This is a genomic window from Sphaerospermopsis aphanizomenoides BCCUSP55 (genome assembly GCF_001586785.1).
Lineage (GTDB): Bacteria > Cyanobacteriota > Cyanobacteriia > Cyanobacteriales > Nostocaceae > Sphaerospermopsis_A > Sphaerospermopsis_A aphanizomenoides_A.
Genome location: NZ_LUFH02000082.1, coordinates 1 through 19,386, shown reverse-complemented (window position 1 = coordinate 19,386; position 19,386 = coordinate 1). Strand labels below are relative to the sequence as shown.

General features: G+C 39.4%; 10 protein-coding genes. 7 read left to right on the top strand and 3 right to left on the bottom strand.

Annotated elements, in window-relative coordinates; all coding sequences use genetic code 11:
* Window positions 1–181: 181 nt before the first annotated feature.
* From A0J48_RS19250 to A0J48_RS19230, 5 genes are all read left to right on the top strand, one after another.
* Complete coding sequence (locus A0J48_RS19250) at window positions 182–4,099, top strand: two-partner secretion domain-containing protein (RefSeq protein WP_200325897.1); 3,918 nt, start codon at window positions 182–184, stop codon at window positions 4,097–4,099.
* The gene (locus A0J48_RS19245) at window positions 4,096–5,841 is read left to right on the top strand and encodes a ShlB/FhaC/HecB family hemolysin secretion/activation protein (RefSeq protein WP_200325895.1); all 1,746 of its coding nucleotides are present in this window, start codon (window positions 4,096–4,098) and stop codon (window positions 5,839–5,841) included. Before A0J48_RS19250 ends, A0J48_RS19245 begins: the two co-directional genes overlap by 4 nt.
* Complete coding sequence (locus tag A0J48_RS19240) at window positions 5,793–8,477, top strand: CHAT domain-containing protein (protein ID WP_234301027.1); 2,685 nt, start codon at window positions 5,793–5,795, stop codon at window positions 8,475–8,477. Before A0J48_RS19245 ends, A0J48_RS19240 begins: the two co-directional genes overlap by 49 nt.
* Window positions 8,478–8,802: 325 nt before the next feature.
* Complete coding sequence (locus A0J48_RS19235; RefSeq protein ID WP_200325893.1) at window positions 8,803–11,952, top strand: TIR domain-containing protein; 3,150 nt, start codon at window positions 8,803–8,805, stop codon at window positions 11,950–11,952.
* A gap of 31 nt (window positions 11,953–11,983) precedes the next feature.
* Complete coding sequence (locus A0J48_RS19230) at window positions 11,984–12,751, top strand: DUF928 domain-containing protein (protein WP_200325891.1); 768 nt, start codon at window positions 11,984–11,986, stop codon at window positions 12,749–12,751.
* Between the two features lie 305 nt (window positions 12,752–13,056).
* Here the strand turns inward: A0J48_RS19230 and A0J48_RS19225 are convergent, their stop codons facing one another.
* Window positions 13,057–14,448: a sensor histidine kinase gene (locus A0J48_RS19225; RefSeq protein ID WP_200325889.1), complete on the bottom strand. Its 1,392-nt coding sequence runs from the start codon at window positions 14,446–14,448 to the stop codon at window positions 13,057–13,059.
* 689 nt (window positions 14,449–15,137) lie between these two features.
* On the opposite strand from A0J48_RS19225, the gene purB reads away from it, so the two are divergent.
* Entirely contained in the window at window positions 15,138–16,433 is a 1,296-nt protein-coding gene (purB, locus tag A0J48_RS19220) for an adenylosuccinate lyase (RefSeq protein ID WP_200325887.1), read from the top strand.
* Window positions 16,434–16,521: 88 nt separating this feature from the next.
* Here purB and A0J48_RS19215 read toward each other — a convergent pair whose 3' ends face one another.
* Both A0J48_RS19215 and A0J48_RS19210 read right to left on the bottom strand, forming a co-directional pair.
* Complete coding sequence (locus tag A0J48_RS19215; protein WP_200325885.1) at window positions 16,522–16,707, bottom strand: RNA-binding S4 domain-containing protein; 186 nt, start codon at window positions 16,705–16,707, stop codon at window positions 16,522–16,524.
* 397 nt (window positions 16,708–17,104) lie between these two features.
* On the bottom strand, window positions 17,105–17,473 hold the full coding sequence (locus tag A0J48_RS19210) for a cyclic nucleotide-binding domain-containing protein (protein WP_200325883.1): 369 nt from the start codon (window positions 17,471–17,473) through the stop codon (window positions 17,105–17,107).
* Window positions 17,474–18,090: 617 nt separating this feature from the next.
* Here A0J48_RS19210 and A0J48_RS19205 point away from each other — a divergent pair.
* Window positions 18,091–19,272, top strand: a complete 1,182-nt coding sequence (locus A0J48_RS19205; protein ID WP_234301026.1) for a response regulator — start codon at window positions 18,091–18,093, stop codon at window positions 19,270–19,272.
* Window positions 19,273–19,386: the final 114 nt, after the last annotated feature.

The window sequence follows — 19,386 nt, the reverse complement described above, 5'->3', positions numbered from 1 at the left end:
TAATAGGGGATTGCCAATACGTAAATCTCATTAACCGAACAGTATTAATTTTAGACATACTACAAAAACTATACATTAATCCAAGAAAATTACTATGTAAATTGTTGACAAATTGCAGCGTAGTGTTTATATTAAGCATACATAATGCGTAATTTTACAGTCAAATAACCTTGAACCCATCGTGAATAATAGTAGGAACTTTGCTTACGGCAAGCCTGGATTGTTCGTAGCAAAGAAAACTATCATCCCCATTGCTGTAGTATCAATATTGGGCAGCCATCCTTGCCTAGCGCAAATCACAGCTGACACGACATTAGGAAATCAAAACTCCCGTGTAATCACCGATGTCAACATTAAAGGAAATCAGGCTGACTTAATTGAAGGTGGTATCCAAAGAGGCAGTAACTTATATCACAGTTTTTTAGAATTTAATGTCAACAATGGGCAGAGGGTTTATTTTGCCAACCCTACAGGTGTTGATAATATTTTGAGTCGAGTTACGGGCAGTAACCGTTCTGAGATTTTTGGGACTTTGGGCGTAAATGGTGCAGCTAATTTATTTTTGCTCAATCCCAAGGGAATTATTTTCGGGCCAAATGCCCAGTTAGATATTCAAGGTTCATTCTTGGCTACCACAGCTAACAGTTTTGTATTTCCTGATGGTAGTGAATTTAGTGCTACTAATCCCCAAGCACCGCCACTGTTAACTATGAGTGTACCTGTGGGTGTGCAGTTTGGTTCACAGCCAACCGCAAGTATTACCAATGAAGGAGACTTGGTAACGGGAAAGGATTTGACACTGAATGCAGGAAATTTGGATTTACAGGGAACGCTGCAAGCTGGTGGGAATTTAAAATTACAAGCGCAGGACAGTTTAAAAGTTAGAGATAGCGCAAGTAAGGCTTTCATTGCAGCTGCCGGTGGAAATTTGCTGGCGCAAGGTAATCAGAAAGTAGATATTTATGCCTTAAATCACCCAGATAGTGGCTTTTACTCTGCTGGGAATATGGTATTAAAGTCTCAAAATACCATTGGCGGTGATGCACATTTTTGGGCTGGGGGTAATTTTAGGATAGAAAATTTGAACGGCGATTTAGGTAATCTGTTTAGTCCTGATGATCCAGTAATTCGCGCTACTGGGGATGTGAGTTTTGATAGCTACACAGGAGTATCTTTGCACATTCTGGCGGGTGGGAGTGTCAATATTGACGGTTACGTTAACATTACTGGCGCAGACGACACAGACAATTCTCTTACAGAAACCGTCACCCTATCGGATGGAAAAACAAAAATAGATATTGATGGTAGTGAAACACCAACGTTAGACATTAGAGCAGGGGTAGATGCTAATTATATTGACACGCCAAACTTTACACCCAATTTCCCTATTGGATTCTATCCGCAAAATCCAACTACAACCAATACTCCAACAAATGCAAATATTAACATTCAAGGTGGAATTTATAATATTTCAGGTTATCAATCTAACAGTGGAAAGATACTGATTACTAATCAGTATCATCCCAATGGATTAGCGGGTGATATTACAACTGGATTGATTAGCACTTTTGGCGATGTCGTTGTTGATTCGAGGGGTGCTATTACAACTAATGGAGGAATTGATACTACTATTAATGACTATGTAAAATACAACAGAACAGGCGGTAGTATTAAGCTGTTTGCAAATCAAAATATCTTGATTAAAGGTGATTTGTTATCTAATGTAAATGGTAGTTTGGAAGGCAACGGTGGCGATATTTACCTCAACAGTCGTAACGGAGATATTGATATAAACGCGGATATTATATCTCAATCTCCCAATGGCAATGGTGGTAATATTTCCATCAAAAGTCATAACGGAAATATTAATATAAAAATAAAAAACAATAATGCGGATGTTATATCTACATCTACTGAGGGGAATGATGACAATATTCCCTTCAACAGTAACGGATATGTGGATATTATATCTACATCTACATCTACATCTACTGAGGGAAGTGCTGGAAATATATTGATTCAAGCTTTAGACGATATCTCTATTTCTGAAAATACAAAAATAGAATCTTCCGCTAAGAATACTTCAAATTTTTCTGGGACAATCCAGATTAATACTAGTGGCAAAATTGCCATTACCAATAGCAACATAATTAGTCAAGGCTCAGGAGGATTTATTTCAATTGGCAGTTACGATGAAGTCAGTAAACCTGAAAGCATTGTGATTGAGAACTCGGAAATAAATACTGATAGTAATGCTTCTGGCAATGCTAGTAACAGCTTACAATTCGCAGGAGCTATACTAATTAATGCTAGTGACGAAGTATCTATTCTCAACGGCAGCAAGATGTCTAGTGAGGGAAATGATGGCTATATTAATATATTCACAGATAGCTTGTCTCTGAATCAGAACTCGGAAATCAATACTAGTAATACTGGTTCAGAAAAAGCAGGATATATCATAATTAACGCTAATGACCAAATATCTATTCTCAATGGCAGCAAGATATCTAGTGAGGGAAATGATGGCTATATTAATATATTCACAGATAGCTTGTCTCTGAATCAGAACTCGGAAATCAATACTAGTAATACTGGTTCAGGATTTGCAGGATATATCAAAATTAATGCTAGTGACGAAGTATATATTCTCAATGGCAGCAAGATATTTAGTCAGGGAGTTTTTGGCTATATTAATATCTTCACAGGCAGCTTGTCTCTAACTAATCGCGCTCAGATTAACTCCAGTCTTACTGGCAAAGGAAATCAAGTTGGCACTATTTCGATTGAGGCGGATAATATATTCCTCCAGGGCGATTTGACACTAAAGGACACAGATGAGAAACAGACTGGTATTTTCACTCAAATTCGCGAAAAAGGTGAATTGCTTTCCTCTAATGGCAAAGGAAACATTAGAATCGAGACAAATAAGCTAATAATGACTGATCGGGGTCGTTTGTCGGCAGATACCTATGGAAAAGGTGATGCAGGCGATATCACAGTCACAGCGCAACAAGTTGAGTTAAAGAATCAAGGAGGAATTGTCAGCCTTGCTAGAGATAACGTGGATAATAATAGTGGAAATATTGAACTGAACAGTCGTACTGTTTCTATCACAGATGATGCTTTCATCTCTGTGAGCAATCGAGGCAAAGGTAATGCTGGTAATGTCACGATTAATGCTACCGACTCAGTGTTACTAGAACGAAAGGGTTTTATTGCCAGTAGTGTCAGAAATACAGGAACAGGTAAAGGTGGAAATATTAATATCAACACTAACTTATTGACTGTTACTGATCAAGGAAAAATAGAAGCTCAAAATGAAGGTCAAGGAGATGGTGGCAGCATTGCTATTAAAACAGAGAATTTGCTACTTCGTCGCCAAAGCAAAATTACTGCTACCGCAGGTTCAACAACTAATCCAGGTAATGGTGGTAGCATTACGATTAATGCCAAGGATGGATTTGTTATAGCAGTACCTTCGGAAAATAGCGATATTATTGCTAATGCCTTTGGAGGTAATGGTGGCAAAATAGAGATTAACGCCAACCGCATTCTCGGATTTCAAAACCAGGCAAATTTGAGTTCAGCACAACTGAAAGCGATTGAAAACAATGGCACTAGCGACATCAGCGCCAGTTCCGATGTGGGTCAAAATGGACAAGTATCGCTGAATACTCTCAGTATTGACCCTACTCAGGGACTATTGCAATTGCCAACAAATCTAGTAGATACCTCTAGATTAATTGCTCAAAGCTGCGGTAGCAACAGTAACGTTGCTAAAGGAAAAAGTGAATTTGTAATTACTGGACGTGGGGGACTACCTCCCAGTCCTGATGAGACTCTCAAGCCTGGGGCTATTTTACCGGAATGGGTAGTAAATAATACTGGAAGTAGCGGTAATAATTCTGTAAATATGCCTGAGAGGAATTTAAAACAATTATCAGCAAATAATTCCGATACCTTAGTAGAAGCGGTGGGTATGGTACGCAGTGCAAATGGAGATATTGTTTTCACTGCTCAACCGACAACGGCTACTGGGCTACAATCGGGTCTATCTACTCAGGTGTGTGATTTGGTGCAAGGGAATTTAAGACAATGAAATACTGGCAGGTTTCGCCTAATTTATATCCAGACTATTCAACTCAGGTTTATATATCCTTCGTGGTGACAGGGTTAATTCTCGGCTTTTATCCACAACCCTTGGCGGCTAAAGAGGTTCTCACAGAGGTAAAACCGCCTTCCATACAACCATTACCCCAACCACAACCTCTCCCAGAACTACCACCTCCAGAACAACTGTTACCTACTACACCCCAGTCACCAACTCAACCAGATGTGAATCCGCAGACATTAGCGGAAACGTTGGTTGTAGAACGGTTTGAGTTTGTAGGAAACACAGTTTTTAGCAATCAAGAACTGGCAAAGGTGACAGATGCTTATCTCAAACGCCCAATTACCTTTAATGATTTACTCCAACTCCGATCAGAACTGACGAAGTTATATATAGATAGAGGCTATGTGACTTCTGGAGTAATTATTCCCCCCCAAACTGTGAAAGGCGGGGTAGTGGTATTGCAGGCGGTAGAAGGAAGTTTAGAAAAGATCAATGTTACAGGTACGCGCCGCCTCAACCCCAACTATATACGCGATCGCCTGACAATTGCTGCTGGTAAACCACTATCGCGCGATCGCCTACTCGCAGGACTGCAACTATTACAACTAGATCCTTTAATTAAAAGCATATCTACAGATTTACAAGCCGGCATTCGTCCGGGTACTAATATATTAGAAGTTAAAGTTACTGAAGCTGATACTTTTAGCACTCAACTAGTCTTAGATAACCAACGCAGTCCGAGTGTGGGAAGTTTTCGCCGCCGCATTAATTTGAACGAAGCCAATTTCTTAGGGCTAGGAGATGGTTTAAGTGTTGGTTACACTAATACTGATGGTAGTGATGGCTTTGATGTGAGCTATAGCCTACCAGTGAATGCGCGTAACGGTAAACTGACTTTTAGCTATGGTAATACTAATAGTGATGTAATAGAGCGTCCTTTTAACTCTTTGGATATCAATTCCCAGTCCCAATACTACGAGTTAACCTACCGTCAACCCCTACGACAAACACCCACCCAAGACTTTACTATAGGAATTACCGCCAGTCATCAGACAAGTCAAACATTTTTAGGTTTTGACAACATCGGGGCGTTTCCTCTAGCGGTTGGTGCTGATAACCAAGGCAGAACAAAGGTTTCAGCTATCAGATTTTTTCAAGAATGGACTCAACGCAGTAGTCAACAAGTCATAGCAGCGCGATCGCAATTCAGTTTCGGCTTGGGTGTGTTAGGCGCGACAATCAATGAAGATGAACCTGATAGCCGCTTTTTTATCTGGCGAGGACAAACCCAATGGTTGCGCCAACTAGCACCCGATACCTTAGTGCTGCTACAAGCTGATATGCAGTTATCCGATAGAAACCTGTTAGGACTCGAACAAATTGGTATCGGTGGACAAACAACGGTGCGCGGATACCGTCAGGATCAATTGTTAACAGATAATGGTGTGCAAGCAAAAGCAGAAATTCGCTTACCAATTGCGCGAGTTGCTCAAGGAGTCTTGCAACTCACGCCTTTTGTCGATATAGGTACAGGCTGGAATAATGGCGGTTCAAATCCCGATCCTAACACTTTAATCGGTACGGGAATGGGCTTGTTGTGGCGACAGAGTAATAATTTCACTGCGCGTTTAGATTGGGGTATTCCGCTTACATCAGTTGATTCTCAGGGTGATAAAACATGGCAAGAAAACGGTTTGTATTTCTCTTTGAGCTATACACCTTTTTAGTTCGAGGATTAATGGTAAGAGTGAAAAAATTGGGGTGGAAACAACGTCAAAAATTCTGGTATGGACTTTTGGCTTGTCTAACTACTTTACTATGTATCTTGGTTGCGCCTGTGGTGGCTGGTGATGTGGGAAGCCAAGGTTTTACTACATCAGTGGTTGCTTCTTCCTCTCCAGAACAAGCAGCTAAAAATCTTTATCTGACAGGGCGATTTGCTCAAGCCGTCAAGTTATTACAACAAGCTTATCAAACAAATGATGAGCCAGTAGAAAAGGCGGTGATTCTAAGTAATTTGGCTCTTAACTTGCACCAATTAGGGCGCATTGATGAAGCAACTAAGGCAATTGAGGAAGCGATCGCTATCTTACAAAAAATACCCAATTCACCAAAACATCTGGCAGTTTGGGCGCAAGTTTGGGATGTTAAAGGTAATCTGGAACTAGCCAAGGGTAAAGCCCAAGTCGCTTTGTCAGCTTGGGAAACAGCCGCATCACTCTACCAACAATTAAAAGATAGCAATAGGGCTATCCTCGCTCAAATTAACCAAGCACAAGCATTGCAGACTTTAGGACTCTATCGGCGAGAAATTTCTCTACTGCAAAATTTAACAACGGATATACAACAACAACCAGACTCTCTAGCTAAAGCGGCTAGTTTTCGCAATTTAGGTGAAGCACTGGCGCTGGCTGGTGATACCCAGGAGGCACAAAAACATTTACAACAAAGTCTGGAAATTGCCCAAAAACTGCAATCACCAGAAACCATTGCTACAACTTACCTGAGTTTAGGTAATCTCGCTTATATTCCCGGTAGCAACAAAGAACAAAAAAAGACTGCTCTAACTTATTACGAGAAAGCAGCAGTTTCATCAAATACTGCAACTACCAAAATTCCCGCCCAACTTAACCGTTTACGCCTATTAATTGAGTTGGAACAATGGGCAGCCGCTCAAGCATTATATCCCGAAATTCAAAGTCAAATTGCTAACTTGCCGCTGGGACGTTCTACTATTTACGCTCAAGTAAATTTGGCTCAACGCCTGCTAGAAATGAGGCAAAAATTCCCTGAACCCAACCCAGAAACAATTGGTAAAATTTTAGCTGTGGCACGTCAGCAAGCCCAACAATTGCAAGATGTACGCTCAGAGTCTTTTGTTTTAGGTAATTTGGGACACCTATATGAATTATCTCAACAATGGTCTATAGCCCAAGATTTAACTAAACAGGCACTAGATTTATCCCAGTCAATTCAAGCGCCAGATATTGCCTATCGTTGGTACTGGCAATTAGGACGTATTCTCTGTCAAGGTAAACCCCATTGTGAACAACCGGGAGATATTACAGAAGCGATCGCTGCCTATACCCAAGCATTTAATACTCTACAAAATATTCGTAGCGATTTGATTGCTACCAATAAAAATGTGCAGTTTTCTTTTCGGGAAACGGTAGAACCGGTATATCGCCGTTTAGTAGATTTGTTACTGCAATCATCAACACCCAGTCAAAAGCATCTAAAACAAGCTCGTAGTGTCATTGAAGCCCTGCAAGTGGCGAAATTGCAAAACTTTTTGCAGCAAGCTTGCCAAGATTCTCAATTAGAACTTGACAAGGTGATTGATTCTCAAGACCAAACATCGGCAGTTATCTATGCAATCATTTTAAATGACCATTTAGAAGTGATTCTCAAACGACCTAATCAAGAACTTAGCCATTATTCTACCTCGCCTCAAGAGAAAATTCAGGATGTTGTCTGGCGACTATATGAAAATCTGCAACAAGAGGGGACTTATGAAGAAGTGCAAGAGGATGGTCAACAAGTCTATAACTGGCTGATTCAACCAATAGAAAAAGAGCTAAAAAAGAGCAACATCAAGAATTTGATTTTTGTTTTGGATGGACCTTTAAGAAAAATTCCGATGGCTAGTCTCTATGATGGTCAGAAGTATTTAGTAGAAAAATATTCTGTTTCCTTAGCTTTGGGGTTACAAGTACGTGAACCAAAGCCTTTACGCAGAGAAACTATGAAAGTTTTAGCCGCCAGCTTGACTGAACCACCACAAAATCAAGAAGTTTCCGGCTTTTCTCGATTAGCAAATGTTTCAGTGGAAGTGAAGGAAATCAAGAATACGGGAGTAGCAGTGAATTGGATTGCTGACCAAGAATTTACCACGAAAAACTTTAACCAAAAGCTAAATAGTTCTAATTTTGAAGTAGTACATTTAGCCACCCACGGTCTATTTGGTGAAAATCGAGAAAATACTTTTGTGGTGACAGCAGATGGCAAGTTGAAGATAGATGATTTTGATCAATTGTTTAGTAGCCAAGCACAAAACCGCAAGCAAAAAATAGACTTACTTATTCTCAGTGCTTGTCAGACGGCTACAGGTAACGACCAAGCAGTTCTGGGTATTGCGGGAACTATTGTCCAAGCAGGGGCTAGTAGTGCGATCGCCAGTTTGTGGGATCTAGACGATGAAGCCAGCGTTCCCTTCATGAAAGAATTTTATCAACATTTAGGACAACCCAACATCAGCCGAGCCGAAGCCCTGCGTTTAGCACAGCAATTCCTACTCAAAAACCCCAAATATGACCACCCTCGTTATTGGGCCCCCTATGTTTTAGTCGGTAGTTGGCTTTGATATCAATTGGGAGCATCCCAAATGTGTAAATTTATTTTTATCTAGGTAAAGAAAATGCTCCAAGGCTTGATATGATTGAACCGCAAAGGGCGCAAAGTACACAAAGGTAAGAGATTGTGAGAGGTTTTTTTAGTGTTGCTGCGTTCATTTGTTCAAAATTGGGATGCTCCCTATCAATTTCTAAATATTTTGTATTCAATTTATAGTATTGTTATGTGTTTTCTAGTATGATTACTATATTTGCATCACAACAGTGATACAAGCGATCTTTCAACAAACCAATAACCCATGTATAAAAACGAGTATTAATACCTTTGTATAAGATATGAACAGTTTTAAAAATGCCTTTATCTCTTACGGGAGAGCAGATAGCAAAAACTTTGCCACCAAGTTGTATCAGCGACTTGTAGAAGCAGGGTTGGATATTTGGTTTGACCAAAATGATATCCCTTTAGGTGTTGACTTTCAAAATCAAATAGATGATGGCATTGAGAAAGCTGACAATTTTCTGTTTATCATTGCGCCTCACTCAATTAACTCACCCTATTGTGGTAAAGAAATAAACTTAGCACTCCGTCGTAATAAACGCATTATTCCCTTGCTGCACGTAGAGCAAATTACCCAGGAAACTTGGCAGGAACGCAATCCGGGAAAGGACCCTAGTGAGTGGGAAGAATATAAAGCCAAGGGTTTACACTCCAGTTTCCCCAATATGCACCCAGCTATTGGCAAAATTAACTGGGTATATTTTCGTGAAGGTATAGATGACTTTGAAAAATCCTTTGCGGGACTACTAGAGCTATTTTCCCGCCATCAAGATTATGTGCATCAACACACCTACTTTTTAGCCAAAGCCTTGGAGTGGGAGCGACAGCAACAAAACTCACAATACCTGTTAATTGGTGATGAGCGGTTACAGGCTGAAAACTGGTTAAAAATTCGGTTTAAACATGAGCAACCACCATCAGAACCAAGTGATTTACACTGTGCTTTTATCTGTCAGAGTACAAAAAATGCTAACAACCTGATGACTCAGGTGTTTCTCTCTTACTCAGAAAAAGAGAGAGCATTTATGGAAAAAATTGCCAAAATCCTGATGCGAGAAAGCTTCACGGTTTGGACAAACAAAACAGATATTCAAACTGGCGCGGATTTTGTCGAGTCAATTTACCGAGGCATTGAAGAAGCAGACAATTTGGTATTTCTGATATCGGCTGCCTCTTTGCAATCAGAATACTGTCAAATGGAATTGTCTCATGCTTTTGCTCTGAAAAAACGGATCATTCCTTTATTAATTGAACCAGTAGACCTAGAGCAGATTCCTATAGAACTACGTACTTTGCAGTTCATCGACTTTACAGACCAAGAAGAGGAGGGAAAAGAGTCAGCAGATACTGATAATCTAATTAATGTGCTGTCTCAAGATGCAGGTTACTACGAACAGCATAAAATCTTATTAGTAAAAGCTCTGAAGTGGGAAAAACAAAAACGCAATTCTAGTATTCTGTTGCGGGGTTATAATCTTCGACAGGCAGAAGCTTGGTTAAAAATAGCTGAACAAAAAACCCAAAATCCACCCGTACCTCTGCAAGTAGAGTTCATTACCGAAAGCCTCAAGCAACCACCTCTGGTAGCACTAGATGTATTTATTTCCTACTCTCGCGCTGATTCTGATTTTGCTCGCAAGCTGAACGATACTTTACAAATTCAAAACAAAACTACTTGGTTTGACCAGGAAAGTGTTGCCGCTGGTACTGACTTTGAGCAAGAGATTTATAAAGGCATAGAAAGTGCTAATAACTTCTTATTTATTATTTCGCCAGATTCTATCAATTCACCCGAATCCAAGGCTCAGGTAGACTATGCATTGAATTTGAATAAGCGAATTGTCACGGCTTTGTATCGGACAATTAATACTGGGGAGCTTTTCCCAGAATTGGCTAAGGTGCAGTGGATTGATTTTTGCCAGCATGGTGCAGACTTTTTAACAAAATTTGGGGAATTAACCAGAACATTAGATGCAGATCCAGATTACGTGCGATCGCATACTCGCCTTTTCCTCAAAGCCAAAGAATGGGATGATGCTAAACGTGACGATAGTTTTTTGCTCCGGGGTAAAGATTTAGTCGCCTCTGAAGAATGGTTGAAGCAGTCTGTTGACAAACAACCAACCCCCACCAATTTACAACTAGAATATCTTGCCGCCAGTCGCGCTCTCCCCTATCGCAAAATCAAGCTCCGCACTGTGCTGCTGACTAGTGTGGCTGTGTCAACACTAACGTTTATTGCTAGGTTTCTTGGCTTCACCCAGCCTCTAGAACTAGCAGCTTATGACCAGATGATGTCCTTACGCCCCGATGAACCAAAGGACGAACGATTTTTAATGGTCGATGTTGATCCAGAAAGTTTGGAGAAGTTTAACGAAAGTGGCAAATATCCGGGTGGTAGAGGTTCAATCCCTGATGCAGCTTTAGATGATTTACTCAAAAATCTTTCCCAACATCAACCGAGTATGATTGGGCTGGATTTTGTCCGTGATTTTCCGGCTGAGGGTAGCCTCAAACAACGTTTGCAGCAAACGAAAAACTTCATTTCGGTCTGTAAAAACAGTTATGAAAATAGCCGGGGTGAAAAAATTATTGGCTTTAAACCAGCGCCAGAACTCCCACTAGAGCAAGTTGGCTTTGCTGACTTAGTTGATGATGACGCTAAAGGTGGTCGTTATGTGCGCCGACAATACTTGATGCAAAAGCCAGACGAGAAATATTGTCAGACAAGGGAAGCTTTAAGTTTAGTAATTGCTCGTCGCTACCTAGAAGCTCAAGGTCAATCTTTCACCTCTCCTCTCAATCCCCAAACCAAACAATATGACCAGCCTATGCAGTTTGGTAAAACCGTGATTCCTCAACTACTGGGACTGGGAGGTGGCTACCAAAACATGGATAATCAGCTTCGAGGTTATCAAACGATGCTCAAATATCGTACCTTTAGCGGCGACCCCAATAATTTCGCCCCTAGAGTCGGTATTTTGGAGGTTTTGGAAAATAAAGTTGCGGCGGAACAAATTAAAAATCGCATTATCTTGATTGGCTTTACTGACAGGCAAAACCGACAAGCTGATTACTGGAGTACACCCTATGGTGATGTTGCTGGAGTCACCCTGCATGGGCAAATGATCAGTCAGATATTGAGTGCGAGTTTAGATAATCGCTCGCTCATCTGGTGGTGGCCTTTTGGTTATGAAACAATCTGGATGTTTGGTTGGGCTTTGGTAGGTGGTCTTGTCTGTTGGCGATTTAACCGCCATCTTCATACAGGTATAGCTGTAGGAGGTTCTGCTGGAAGTTTATACATTATATGTTCTGTAATTATGGTGAGCCAAAGCGGTTGGATACCTTTCATTCCGACATTTTTGGCATTAATGGTCACTGGAGTAACTGTAATATACTTAACCGACAGACTCCGTAAAAGTTAAATCAACAAATCAGCAAAGAGGTAATGACAAAATGCTCCATCCACAATTATCGATTCAGAGGTCTGCTGTTTTTATCGGTACTTTGACAACCGTCTTTTGTTTTAATGTTTTATCGCCGATTTTTGTTGACAAAGCCCAAGCACAGAATGTTTTTCAGCGTATTGGCGAGATGTTTAATACTTCCAGAGCCGAGGGAAATGCTTCTGGACGTTCACGAGGAGGAGCGACGCGATCGCAATGCTCCCAAATCGATAACAAAAGCCTCATGGCCTTAGTTCCCAATAACGATGGTGGCTCAACTACTCAGGATTATCCCCAGTTATGGTTTTATTTACCCTTCGGTCGCACTCCCGATTCACCACCAGCCACATTTAGATTATTAGATGAACAGAAAAAGCCTGTTTTGTCAAAGCCTTTGCAGTTGTCTTTACCAGACAAAAAAGGCATTGCTAGCATTAGTATTCCTTCTACCGAAAAACCATTATCGATTGGCAAAAAATATCAATGGTACTTGAGAATTACTTGTGTCAATGAGCAGGGACTGAACACAAATATTAGTGTGAATGGTTGGATTGAAAGAGTAGCAGCGAGTCCTGAATTAGTAGAAAAAATTAAGCAAACAGCAAATCAACAGCAGTACATCCCTTATGCAGAAAATAACATTTGGTATGACACTGTTAGCGTACTTGCTCAGAACCGCGCAGCTAATCAGCAGGACTGGAATAATTTACTATCACTTTTTCAACTGAATGAATTTGCTAACTCTGCTGTTTATGAACTGCAACAACAAGAGCAGTAAATGGAGAACTTAGCAGAAGCCAGGAGTCAGAATCAAACATGGTTTGGTATTCTAGTCTGATGATAGCAATATATTCTCATGCTTATGGAAATGAGATAGGAAAATTATTCTGACTACTGACTCCTGACTGCTGAATACTTACCAATTCTATAGGACTGGTATTTGATTTTTGAAATTATCTGTGTAGAGAGGGAACAGGGAACTCTTAACAGGGAACAGGGGAAGTGTACGGAGTGTTTTTCAAGAATCAAATATGATTCCTATAAGAGGTTTATTTATTCAAAATTACAAAAAGATGATTTAAATTATTTTTTATCGGCAAAAATAGGAATTTTGATGATGAATTTAGACCCTTGACCTAGATGAGATAAACAATAAAGTTGACCACCATGTTTTTCGACTACAATTTGATGGCTAATGGATAATCCTAAGCCCGTTCCTTTACCCACAGGTTTAGTTGTAAAAAAGGGATCAAATAATCTTTTTTGTATACTTTCTGGAATTCCCGGACCATTATCAGCAATAGTAATTATGGCTTGATTGTCATCAGTTACTTCACTACGAATAGTAATGATCAATTCTTGTTGGCTATGGTGCTTTAAATGATCACGGCAAATAGATAATTGATAACTTTCAGAAAGAGCATCAATAGCATTAGCTATAATATTCATAAATACCTGATTAAGTTGCCCAGCATAACACTCTACCAAGGGTAGATTGCCATAATCTTTAATAATCTTAATTTCTGGGCGGTCAGGTTTAGCTTTTAAATTATGTTGGAGAATTATTAATGTATTTTCTATACCTTCATGAATATCAACCGATTTAATTTCTGCTTGATCTAATCTAGAAAAATTCCGTAGAGATAAGACAATTTCATTAATTCTGGTAGCACCAACTTTCATTGAAGATAACAATTTTGGCAAATCTTCTACAATAAAGTCAATTTCAATACCCTTTTTTTTGGCTTGTAATACTACATCAGGGTAACTGTGTTCTTGCTGATAGCATTCCAGCAGATATAGTAAGTCTTGTACATATTCAGCGGCATAGTTGAGATTGCCATATATAAAATTCATGGGATTATTAATTTCGTGGGCAATACCCGCTACAAGTTGTCCCAAAGCAATCATTTTTTCATTTTGCAGTAATCGAGTATAGTTGTGTTGCAGGTCTCGAAAGTCTGCTCGTGCAATACGAGCGCGTTCTTTTTCTTTTTGCAGTCGATTAAGTGTTAAAACATGAATTTGAGAATAAGCTAAAAGTAACTGATGAAAATCGAGTAATCCATATTGACAAGATTCATCTGTAATCACAATCGGTTCATAAACAAGTTGAGGCGATCGCCCCAATGCAATTTGAGTGGCATCCACAATGGGAGTATTCTCAGATAAAAGAAGAATTTCTGGTAGGAGAAAATTATAAAGATATTCCACAGGACGACCAGCAAATAGCCCCAAACCATAGGGACGACTCATTTGTTCAAAAAACAGCCGTCGAGAAATCATGCCTACACATTGTTGGTTTCTGGTCAAGATAATTCCTGGTAACAGAGGCTCTTGATCAAAGAGCTTGGATAATTCATTTCCTGGCTGATTTAACTCGAGTTGAACAGTCCAAACTGGTAGTTCCTGCAAAGTTGAATCTAGTTTTAGGTTCAACTCATCAGCACTTTTCATGCTATGCATAGCCAGCATTTTGATATTCCTTAATGTTCAATATAATAGGGAAGGTGACAAAAATCCTCATTATTGCCCAATACTGCACGCTTGTTTTGAACCTGGAATTAGTAAGTTTGTGTGAGCAAAGGTTAAAGGGTAAAGGGTGCAGGTTTTTTCTGAGCCTTTTCCTCTTCTTTTTTTGCCACTAACCCCGACAATTATGGCATGATTGCCAAATTTAGTATTCCCACAATTGACTGATGAATCTTTTGATGACCAAAGAAAGGCAGAAGGCAGGAGGCAGGAGGCAGAAGGGTTAAGAAAAAAATCCTCCCTCGGCTAAGAGGATTTTAACCTCCTAAATTCATTTATGAATAAAGACGGAAATATATATTTCAAGGCGCATAGCGCGAGAAATACTGCTTCCTTACCAAATCCCTTAAATTGATTTATAGGGATTCCCTTCTGCCTTCTTAAGCAAAATTTTTATTGACAGTGAACTGGTGTATAAAATATTATCATCTAGTCTTTAAATCTAAGTTAAGGATTGAAGCTAAAATCAGCCAAAATGACTTTAATTTATGTATCTGGATATATTTACTTAGTGGAATTGAGTTGATGGCTTTCTTACACCCCACACCACACTCTTCATTTTTATGAATCAAATAGGATTTTTATGCCCTAATTAAAATGTAAAATATGACAGTTGTGTTATATGCCCGAATGTGATTGAGCGTTATACTTTGCCCGAAATGGGCAATCTGTGGAGCGAAGCTTATAAACTAAAAACCTGGCTGCAAGTAGAAATTGCCGTTTGCGAAGCGCAAGCAGAACTAGGTTATATTCCATCAGAGGCGGTTGCAGAGATTAAAGCTAAGGCGAATTTTGACCCCAAACGGGTGCTAGAAATTGAGGCTGAAGTTCGCCATGATATGATCGCGTTTCTGACCAATGTGAATGAATACGTAGGTGATGCGGGGCGTTATATTCACCTGGGTTTAACTAGTTCTGATGTGCTAGACACGGCTTTAGCACTGCAATTGCTTGCTAGTCTGGATTTGTTGTTGCAACGTCTAGAAGATTTAATTCAGGCAATTCGCCACAAGGCAAAAGAACACCGTTATACTGTGATGATTGGGCGATCGCATGGTATTCACGCTGAACCAATGACCTTTGGTTTCAAGTTGGCTGGGTGGTTAGCGGAAGTTCTGCGACACCAAGAACGCCTACAAATTCTGAAAAAAACCATAGCTGTCGGTAAAATATCTGGTGCAGTGGGAACCTATGCCAATATTGAACCCCGTGTAGAAGCGATCGCCTGTCAAAAACTGGGTCTAAAACCCGATACCGCCTCGACTCAGGTTATTTCTCGTGATATTCACGCCGACTATGTGCAGCAATTAGCCCTAGTTGCAGCCTCTATTGAACGCTTCGCGGTAGAAATTCGTAATCTCCAAAAAACCGACGTTTTGGAAGTTGAAGAATATTTTTCCAAAGGTCAAAAAGGCTCTAGTGCCATGCCGCACAAACGCAACCCCATCCGTTCCGAACGACTGACGGGGATGGCGCGACTGGTGAGAAGTCATGCAGGTGCGGTGTTGGAAAATGTGGCTTTATGGCACGAGAGAGATATTTCTCACAGTTCCGTAGAACGGGTGGTTTTACCAGATGCTTGCATTTTAACTCACTTTATGCTGCATGAAATCACAGACTTGGTGACAAATCTGCTGGTTTATCCTCAGAACATGGAACGGAATTTGAACTGCTATGGTGGTGTAGTTTTTAGTCAAAGAGTGCTATTAGCTTTAATAGATAAAGGACTCAAGCGAGAAGAAGCTTATGCCATCGTCCAACAAAGCGCCCATACCGCTTGGAACAAACCAGAAGGTAATTTCCGTGATTTGATTAGCAAAGATCCCCGTGTTACTGAAAAATTGTCAGCCACAGAAATAGATGCTTGTTTTGATCCACAGCACCATCTCAAACATTTAGATCAGGTTTATCAAAGACTGGGAATTTAAAATACAGGAGTCAGTAGACAAACTAGAGGTGAAATACTTCATTGAGATGTAAAAATTCACATCTGGCTGATTCTGACTCCTGTATTTTTTAAAAGTCGCCAACATTAAAAGTTTTATCTATTACAGTTACTGTATCAGTTGGTGCTAATTTACGTCCACGTCTAGTTTCAACTATGCCATTTACTTTGACATCGCCATCAATAATCATCAGTTTGGCTTGACCTCCCGTTGAGGCTATACCCACCAACTTTAAAAACTGGTTAAGTGTAATCATTTTTGATTTGCTCCCGTTGACATCAACAGATGATAATTCAACAATTGACCATTAACAATGAATAGGGGGCATCCCAAATGTGTAAGTCGATTTTTTTGACATCTGGCAATTGATCCAAAGTTGGATATGAATCAACCGCAAAGAACGCAAAGGACACAAAGTTAAGAGGGCTTAAGAGAGTTTTTAGTATTGCTGCGTTTATTTTGGCTTTCATCGGGATGCTCACCAATGGATAGAGGTTTTATAGCAGGTGACAGGTGACAGGTGACAGTGGTAAAAGCCTTTGAGTGTCTGAGTTTTATGTTTGGTTAATGTCCTAAGCGCCTTGTCTACAGCTATAATTAAACCAAATTCAATATTCAATAATTGTCAATTATCAATTATCAATTATTCATTCTTAGATGCTATGTTCAACACGACTTAGACGTTCTGAGTAACTTTTCATAACTTGGATAGCAAACATAGGTGTTTCTTGAATAGCAAAGATAAAACTATATTCATCAATAAAAGCCAGTTTGCAGTTGGTTTTGGCGATTGCTGTATAGGTTCTATTTTTGATTCCCACGAGTACACCTGCTCCAAAGACTTCTCCTGCTGATATTGTTTCTACTGATTTGTCATTAACTAATATCTCTACTTCTCCTTCCAGGATGCCATACATAACATTACCAGACTGTCCTTCTTCAAAGATGGTTGCACCGGCTAGAAATGCTTGAGGATCTGGTTGTTTTTGAAAGATGCTGATTGTTGCTACAGGATTTAACATGAAAGTGTCACCAATGATAAATTTACATAAGTAATACAAGCACCGAAAAAAGTATACTATTATTCTTAGGGGAATTCTCTTTTTCTCAACAAACAAGAGTGTAGAGGAAAAAAATTAAAACCTAAAAATTAAAACTGAAAAAACTCTGCTTTCTGCCTTTTGCTTCCTACCTGACGTTAATATAGCTGTGGACAGGGTAGTAAGGACATCAATTGTTAGCGCAGCTTGGCGTAAGCCATTCATGAAACTCCCACTACAAGAGGATTTTACTCCTGACTCCTGACTCCTGACTCCTGACTCCTGCTATCAGTGCTTACCTAGACCTAAATCTATTTCTCACATTTATATCTGCTTAGACAGCAATAGCATACTTTTTAATATGAAATTCCCCCAACCCTTGTTTTGTATAGATTTCGCTAAAATCCTGAAGTTCCAAATATTTTAAGTATTATTCCACAACTTCTGCACAATGTTTGTCTAAATTAGAACTATGAGGGTATTGCAGTAATCGCTAGAGTTGTGTAATATTCATTAACTGTCCATAGCTAGTTGTTACCTTAATTACCCTGAATATACCAAATTAACTTTTTAATCGAGACATGAGTAACTTAAACTCTATGAAATCTAACCATCCCTTGCAAGAGCTAAAAATCTGCACGCAATTGCAATACAACGGTCAGTTAAAAATTAAAAGTGAAAATGGAAAAACATGGACTTTTTATTATTGTCTTGGACAACTAGTATGGGCAACTGGAGGTACTCATCCATCACGAAGATTGCGGAGAAATCTAGTTAAAAACTGCCCCTATCTTGATATTGATCAACTACATTTAAATTTAGAAAATACATCAGTAGATTATTGGGATTATCTCTTCCTAGAAAATTTATGTCAAAGCCAGAAAATCAAGCCCTTACAAATTAAGGCAATTGCTGAAGATACCATATCAGAAATATTATTTGATTTAGCTCAAAATGTAAATTCTAGCTCCTTAATTTGTGAACGTAACCAAGACATCATCTTACAAGCACCAATGAATTCCACCACGACAAATATGTTTTTTAAACAAATGCAAGAGTTTTGGAATAATTGGTCAAAAGCTGGTTTGTCTAGCTTTTCTCCTGACTTAGCACCAATGCTAGTAAAACCAGAAGAACTAAGAAAGCAAGTAAGTCCAGGTGTTTATAAAAATTTGGAGACACTAATTAATGGTAAACATACTTTGTGGGATTTAGCTGTAAAAATGAAACAAAGTGTCTTATCTATTACCCGTTCATTACTTCCTTATATTCATCAAGGCATCACTGCATTAGTGGAAGTACCAGACTTACCCCTACCAGTTAAAAATATCAAAAATAACTACACAACTAAACAAAAAAACCATACATCGAATGCTCCTCTGATAGCTTGTGTGGATGATAGTCCTCAAATCTGCCAAATGCTTGGGAAAATTATTACTGCTAATGGCATGAGGTTTCTCCCCATTGAAGAGCCAGTGAAAGCTCTACCTCTTTTAATTCAAAATCAACCAGATTTTATTTTCTTGGATTTGATCATGCCAGTTGTTAATGGTTATGAATTGTGTAGAAACCTACGCAGAAGTTCAATTTTTGCTCACACACCAATAGTTATTTTGACAGGAAGTGATGGAACTTTTGATCGAGTTCGTTCTAAGGTATTTGGTGCTACAGATTTTATTAACAAACCCGTAGCTAGAGATCAGGTAATAGGGATAGTAAATAAACATTTAGGAATTGCACCAAAGATGGAGCATACAGCTAATTTAGCCTTTTGTTATTAGCATTCAACAGTTAGCACTAGGCACTATTGTTAGGGACTTCCAGAAATTAAATTATTCAATGAGTGAGAACCAATATGAGTATGAGATTCTTCCTCCCCTGCGCCCCCTGCGCCC

What these genes read in the sequence shown, in the direction of transcription:
- A0J48_RS19245 (WP_200325895.1), top strand. Translation starts at nt 4,096, where the DNA reads ATGAAATACTGGCAGGTTTCGCCTAATTTATATCCAGACTATTCAACT.
- A0J48_RS19240 (WP_234301027.1), top strand. Translation starts at nt 5,793, where the DNA reads ATGGCAAGAAAACGGTTTGTATTTCTCTTTGAGCTATACACCTTTTTA.
- A0J48_RS19235 (WP_200325893.1), top strand. Translation starts at nt 8,803, where the DNA reads ATGAACAGTTTTAAAAATGCCTTTATCTCTTACGGGAGAGCAGATAGC.
- A0J48_RS19230 (WP_200325891.1), top strand. Translation starts at nt 11,984, where the DNA reads ATGCTCCATCCACAATTATCGATTCAGAGGTCTGCTGTTTTTATCGGT.
- A0J48_RS19225 (WP_200325889.1), bottom strand. Translation starts at nt 14,448, where the DNA reads ATGCTGGCTATGCATAGCATGAAAAGTGCTGATGAGTTGAACCTAAAA.
- A0J48_RS19215 (WP_200325885.1), bottom strand. Translation starts at nt 16,707, where the DNA reads ATGATTACACTTAACCAGTTTTTAAAGTTGGTGGGTATAGCCTCAACG.
- A0J48_RS19210 (WP_200325883.1), bottom strand. Translation starts at nt 17,473, where the DNA reads ATGTTAAATCCTGTAGCAACAATCAGCATCTTTCAAAAACAACCAGAT.
- A0J48_RS19205 (WP_234301026.1), top strand. Translation starts at nt 18,091, where the DNA reads ATGAAATCTAACCATCCCTTGCAAGAGCTAAAAATCTGCACGCAATTG.